We start from the raw sequence: 255 nt of genomic DNA on the forward strand, positions 1-255 counted from the left end.
TCCCAGTGTGGCCGATCACCCTCTCAGGTCGGCTACGCATCGTCGCCTTGGTGAGCCGTTACCTCACCAACTAGCTAATGCGACGCGGGTCCATCCATAAGTGACAGCCGAAGCCGCCTTTCAATTTTGCGCCATGAGGCGCAAAATATTATCCGGTATTAGCCCCGGTTTCCCGGAGTTATCCCAGTCTTATGGGCAGGTTACCCACGTGTTACTCACCCGTCCGCCGCTAACTTCATAAGAGCAAGCTCTTAA

Annotated in this window: 1 rRNA gene; it reads right to left on the reverse strand. The window is 54.5% G+C overall.

Features of this window, described 5'->3' with window-relative positions:
• Nucleotides 1–255: ribosomal RNA gene (locus AC1M36_RS28600) — 16S ribosomal RNA — on the reverse strand; the annotation flags it as partial.

This window comes from Bacillus sp. Medicinal_06, assembly GCF_056711665.1.